The 4956-nt window shown below is 48.1% G+C and carries 6 protein-coding genes; 1 reads left to right on the top strand and 5 read right to left on the bottom strand.

Features of this window, described 5'->3' with window-relative positions; all coding sequences use genetic code 11:
- The first annotated feature begins 47 nt into the window (after positions 1 to 47).
- Positions 48 to 1591, top strand: a protein-coding gene (locus H1S06_RS03145; RefSeq protein WP_181736393.1) for an IS3 family transposase whose coding sequence is annotated in 2 segments (ribosomal slippage) — positions 48 to 519 and positions 519 to 1591 — 1545 coding nt in all. Because the reading frame shifts where the segments join, the coding sequence is not laid out codon by codon here.
- Here the strand turns inward: H1S06_RS03145 and H1S06_RS03140 are convergent.
- The 5 genes from H1S06_RS03140 to H1S06_RS03120 form a co-directional block, all read right to left on the bottom strand.
- Positions 1588 to 1974 (bottom strand): PIN domain-containing protein, encoded by a 387-nt coding sequence (locus H1S06_RS03140; RefSeq protein WP_181737151.1) that lies wholly within the window; start codon positions 1972 to 1974, stop codon positions 1588 to 1590. The genes H1S06_RS03145 and H1S06_RS03140 overlap by 4 nt on opposite strands.
- A gap of 88 nt (positions 1975 to 2062) precedes the next feature.
- Positions 2063 to 2767: a hypothetical protein gene (locus tag H1S06_RS03135; RefSeq protein ID WP_181737150.1), complete on the bottom strand. Its 705-nt coding sequence runs from the start codon at positions 2765 to 2767 to the stop codon at positions 2063 to 2065.
- A gap of 103 nt (positions 2768 to 2870) precedes the next feature.
- Positions 2871 to 3662 (bottom strand): hypothetical protein, encoded by a 792-nt coding sequence (locus H1S06_RS03130; RefSeq protein WP_181737148.1) that lies wholly within the window; start codon positions 3660 to 3662, stop codon positions 2871 to 2873.
- 114 nt (positions 3663 to 3776) lie between these two features.
- The gene (locus H1S06_RS03125) at positions 3777 to 4244 is read right to left on the bottom strand and encodes a DUF4279 domain-containing protein (RefSeq protein WP_181737146.1); all 468 of its coding nucleotides are present in this window, start codon (positions 4242 to 4244) and stop codon (positions 3777 to 3779) included.
- A 98-nt stretch (positions 4245 to 4342) separates the two neighbouring features.
- Entirely contained in the window at positions 4343 to 4579 is a 237-nt protein-coding gene (locus tag H1S06_RS03120) for an Imm32 family immunity protein (RefSeq protein ID WP_181737137.1), read from the bottom strand.
- Between the last annotated feature and the right edge of the window lie 377 nt (positions 4580 to 4956).

The following is a 4956-nucleotide window of genomic DNA, read 5'->3' as shown; positions in this document are numbered from 1 at the left end:
CCCTATGTGTCAGCGTAGTTGTCGCCTGAAAATTTCAGAGGACAACCATGCCCCACTATTCACCGGAACGTAAGGAAGCCATCCTCCAAAAAATGGCGCCGCCTCACAGCATGACAGTAGCCGAGCTGGCTCGTCAGGAAGGCATCAGTACCGCGACCCTGTACAATTGGCGTAAAGCCGCCAGAGAACGAGGTGCCGTTTTGCCATCCAACTCAGCCGCCCCGGACAAGTGGAGCAGCGAAGAAAAATTCCGCATGGTGCTGGAGACCGCTCCGATGAGCGAAGCGGAGATCGGCGAATATTGCCGCCAGCGCGGTGTGTACCCGGAGCAGATCGAAGCCTGGAAGGCGGCCTGTATGGGCGCCAATGCGCAAGCAGATGAGCAAGCCAAACAGCATCGCCAAGCGACCAAGGCCGAGCGCAAACGGATCAAGCAGCTAGAAGCTGATCTACGCCGCAAGGAGAAGGCGCTCGCGGAGACGGCCGCGCTGCTAATACTGTCAAAAAAAGCAGAGGCGATCTGGGGCCCCAAAGACGAGGACGAATGACCAGCCTCCCGGATCGCCAGCATGCCGTTAGTCTGATCCAGGAGGCTCAGAGCAACGGTGCTCCGCTGGTCAAGGCCTGTGCCTTGCTAAACCTGAGTGTGCGCACCTACCAGCGCTGGACGGCGAATCAGTTGGTCCATGCGGATCAACGACCGATCGCGCCCAGACCTGCACCGCATAACAAGCTGTCAGAGCAGGAGCGTGAAGCCGTGGTATCGCTCTGTAATCAACCGCGATATCGCAGTGCCCCGCCGGCGTTTATTGTGGCGGATCAGCTGGATCAAGGGCGTTATCTGGCGTCGGAATCTACGTTCTACCGGGTGTTGCACGAATACGATCAGCTGCATGCCAGAGGCCGGCAGAAACCGCCTGAGCGCAAACGCCAGGCAACCACACATGAAGCCAGCGAGCCTAATCAGCTCTGGTGCTGGGACATCTCCTGGTTGCCTGGACCTGCCCGTGGCACCTGGTTTTACCTGTACCTGATGATGGATGTCTACAGCCGTAAGATCGTGGGCCACGAAGTCTACGCGCGTGAAACCGGAGAACTGGCCAGCGAGTTCGTCGAAAAGGCCTACTGGCGGGAACATCTGGCCGCCCGATCCAAGCCGCTGGTGCTGCACTCTGATAACGGCAGCCCCATGAAGGCCGCGACGTTCCTGGAAAAGCTGTACGACCTGGGCATTACCCCCTCGAACAGCCGACCTCGCGTCAGCAACGACAACGCCTACTCGGAGTCACTGTTCAAAACCCTGAAGTTCCGACCGGCGTTCCCGGTGAATGGCTTCAAGACGCTCGAAGAGGCACGGCATTGGGTGTTGAAGTTCGTGCGCTGGTACAACACCGAGCATCGGCACAGTGCTCTGAAATACGTGACACCTGAGCAGCGTCATAACGGCGAGGCCGAGTATATCCTGGCGCAACGCAAACGGGTTCTCGAAGTCGAGAAGGCCAAGAACCCCCAACGCTGGTCAGGTGATATCCGTGACTTCAGCTTGCCGGAGTCAGTCACACTGAACCCGGAAAAGGCGGCGAGTTTTTAAAGAGCTGATAACTTATACGCGACAACTACGTTGACAGTTACCGCTGATGCCACTTTGACCTGCTTGCATGATCTGCCATTCACTTTGACATGAGCAATAAGTGGGGAAAAGCCGTTGTCATTGCTGATAATATCAAAGCTGACACCCGATGGGGCTTCGCTGTCATACTTCCCGAGGTAGTAGGAAAGGTGGAAATCTAAATTGTTCGATTGAGTGGCTTTAAGTTGGACTAACACTAGATTAATTGGCGTGTCGTATTTTTTCTCACCGAGGTCTATTTTTGGTTGCTTCGCCCCAAGGAATAAAACGACTTTGCTATAAGCTGAAAGATCAACTTTGCTAAGACACCCGATGTTTTCGTAGTCGATAAATGCCCACTTCACTGTGTGGCCTCCTTGGTAATGCTAACGCTTGTAACACTTGACCGAAAAAGCGGAGCTTTTTTGGGTCAAGTGCTTACCCTTGTTACATTTACGAACCAATACGCTTTATAGAGTCGAATATTAGCTCGCGACCTTCTTTAGATTTCAGTAATGTAAAAATAAGATCGGTTATTTTATTTCGTGTTATATTCGACCATAATCCCTTTTTATACATAGAAGCTGAATCTTTCAATTTTTCGATTTCGTCGTGCAGGGACGCTAATTGGCTTTCTGATATTTGGTATCGCTCACTAAGGTCTTTAAATTTATCGTAGAGGCTATCTAGCTTCGAGTATAAAACTTCAACTTCTTCTTTAGTAAATTTTGACTCAGGGTTTTGAATATTAAATTCGAACTGTTCTTTTATAGCGCGCTTCACATCTTCTTCTTCATTATCAGAACCTGATAAAGTCAGCTCTCGATGAAGATTTTCACACCAATTCACGATTCTATCGCTAACATACTCAAACCCATTGACATTTATTTTAGAACTTTTCTTATATCTTCCAGGAGATTCATACGAAAAAAGTCTAGTAACTGTTTTTGATATAGTTCCCGTTCCGAATAAATTAGGTTCTTCTTCAATCACCCCCTCTTCGGACAACACAAACGAATATTCATTATCGTATTTGAATACTATCCTAAGGAGTTCGCCAGCTTCATCGCCATCATATGTAAAATCATCAATGGAAAATCGTGTCGAAGAAATGGCTTTTTTCAGCTCGTCCATAAATGTTGGGTTTAGTTCTGACATAAGCTATTTCCTAATAGAATGTAACGCTTTGATCAGCGGCGCACTTTAGTGCGTCCGGTGGAGGGCCACAGGCCCGGAACGAACTGAATCAACTGGTTAGTGATCAAAGTAGAGCAGATAAGGCTGGAATGAATGGAGCGACGATTGTCATATGGTTTGCGGCTGCAGCCGTGAATCGTTTGTAAGCAGCACCAAATCCCGACGTTCCTTGCTTTTCCTGCATTTCTGAAACACTTTCTTTTAGTGCCTCTTTCTTATCAATATCTGCTTTATCAATTGCAGCCATTAGGTCAGCAAAAATCGCATCTGTGCCTTCGACCTTCTGATCAACATTTGATGAGGAAATAGCAATATTGCTTCCAGAAACATTACTAATAGTGATATTTGACGTTTCTTTATTCACGGGAATCCCGTTCTCCAGTTTGTACAAATCAGAGTCCTTCAAGAGCTCCAAAGTGCTTTTTACCACTTGGGCCAAGCTTTGCTGGTCTTTAAATAGCGTCACCATTTGATCAAATGCCCAGCAATTTAGCTCATATTTCTCGTTTACCTTAATCGCATCTTCGACAATAGGCGTGAGATCAGAGTCAATCCAAGAGCCATCAAACCTTTCAATTACACGAGTAAGTGTGGGATAGGTCGTGATGTCGTAGTTGATCGAGCACAGCGCATCTGACATGAAGCCCGCCATATCACGACCATCACTATAAATTCGTCCCCAAGTAGCACGATTCCTGTCATCGGAAATTTTGTACAGATTGCGCTCCCAATCTTCCTTGTTCTTCATGTGAGACCAATCTCTGTCCTTCTCGCGAAATCCTTCCCCGATAGCTAGGAGCCTAGCGATCTGGCTCTCAACTTCCTTGAAATCACCGCGAATGTCCGCTTTTGTCATCGGTACTCCAAAATTTGTTGATTGACTCACTAACGCCTGCAGCATGCGCACCCATGAAATGGAGCCGAAGGCGCAATGTAATGGGTGTCGCCGTGCCTGCATTGGTTAGGCCATTTAGCAGCAACCAGATTCATCGCCCTGAATCTCCGGTTCGTGATATAAATCCCACCACACCTCTACACCTGCATCGGCCAATCCGCGCATCTGATCTGGCGAGATAGTAGGGCCACCTTGAGTGTAACCATACATAATCGCCACTGACATCTCACAACCACGATCTCGAAGTCCTTCCAAACCCCCAGCGTCCTTGAGCGGCCGCGCAAGCAGAATTTCAAGGTGACGTCGGCAATCCCTGGATTCGCTGAGATCTTTAGTAGAGTAAAACCATCCGTGCCGCGGATAGAATCTATTGTTCACATCGCTGCGTTTCGTTCTCTGCTCACCTTTTTTGAAACTACGAGTTGGCTCACAACCTATTAGGGCCGAGATAGCATCGGGGTCCATGCTTTCGGACGTGATCCGCAAAGTAGCGTAGGTGCCTGTGCAAGTCGCGTAATGATCGTCAATTTCGTACGATTGCATTCGGTCTCCTGTGGGCCTAACGCCTGCCTATGGGGCCGGAACGGAGCGCCAGCGTAGTGGAGGTCCCAGCCGCGATAGCGGCGAACATCAGGCCCTTGTTATATTTTGGGGTTGATAACCTGTATATCTGTAACATTCTCGCTCCAACCCTCCCACTCATCCATTAGATGAAGATGACCGAAATCATCCCCCATATCTTCAAGCTCGTCCGCTGCGGCTATCAGAAACTTAGCGACAGCCCTTAATGTTGCGGGCGATGCTGAAATACCAATATCTCTGAGTTTCATTAAACCATCAATATTAGTATCTTTTTCTTTATATCCGTATATATCCATTATCTAGCTCAAGAAGCGTAACATTTCATTTATATTTTATATACTACATACCAACCAAATAGACCAGAAACTGCTAGTATAATAGGTAATATATATGTAAACACCTTGTACTTTATTCGGCTATCATATCGAGGTGCTGAGAATCCCCAATGAAATCCTAAGATAACCATCACTACAAGCCAGATAGAGTCCCAAAGTCCAAAGTTGTCAGGTTTATCAAGCCATAACCAGCATTGAATAGCGCACAGATAGAACATCGAAGGCTTCAGCACATAAACCGCTAGCCTTTCTAAACTTCTATCTGATAAGCCGATTCTCATACCTACCTCAAGAAATTGGTCCTACCCACAAAAAGTAGACACTTTGATTATGCGCAT

The sequence above is a fragment of the Marinobacterium marinum genome (assembly GCF_013868415.1).
Classification (GTDB): domain Bacteria; phylum Pseudomonadota; class Gammaproteobacteria; order Pseudomonadales; family Balneatricaceae; genus Marinobacterium; species Marinobacterium marinum.
Note: the sequence above shows the minus strand (reverse complement) of the source record. Positions and strands in the feature narration are given on the sequence as shown.

Excerpts from the sequence above, each read along its gene's own strand:
- H1S06_RS03125 (WP_181737146.1), bottom strand. The coding sequence starts at position 4,244 with ATGCAATCGTACGAAATTGACGATCATTACGCGACTTGCACAGGCACC.
- H1S06_RS03135 (WP_181737150.1), bottom strand. The coding sequence starts at position 2,767 with ATGTCAGAACTAAACCCAACATTTATGGACGAGCTGAAAAAAGCCATT.
- H1S06_RS03130 (WP_181737148.1), bottom strand. The coding sequence starts at position 3,662 with ATGACAAAAGCGGACATTCGCGGTGATTTCAAGGAAGTTGAGAGCCAG.
- H1S06_RS03120 (WP_181737137.1), bottom strand. The coding sequence starts at position 4,579 with ATGGATATATACGGATATAAAGAAAAAGATACTAATATTGATGGTTTA.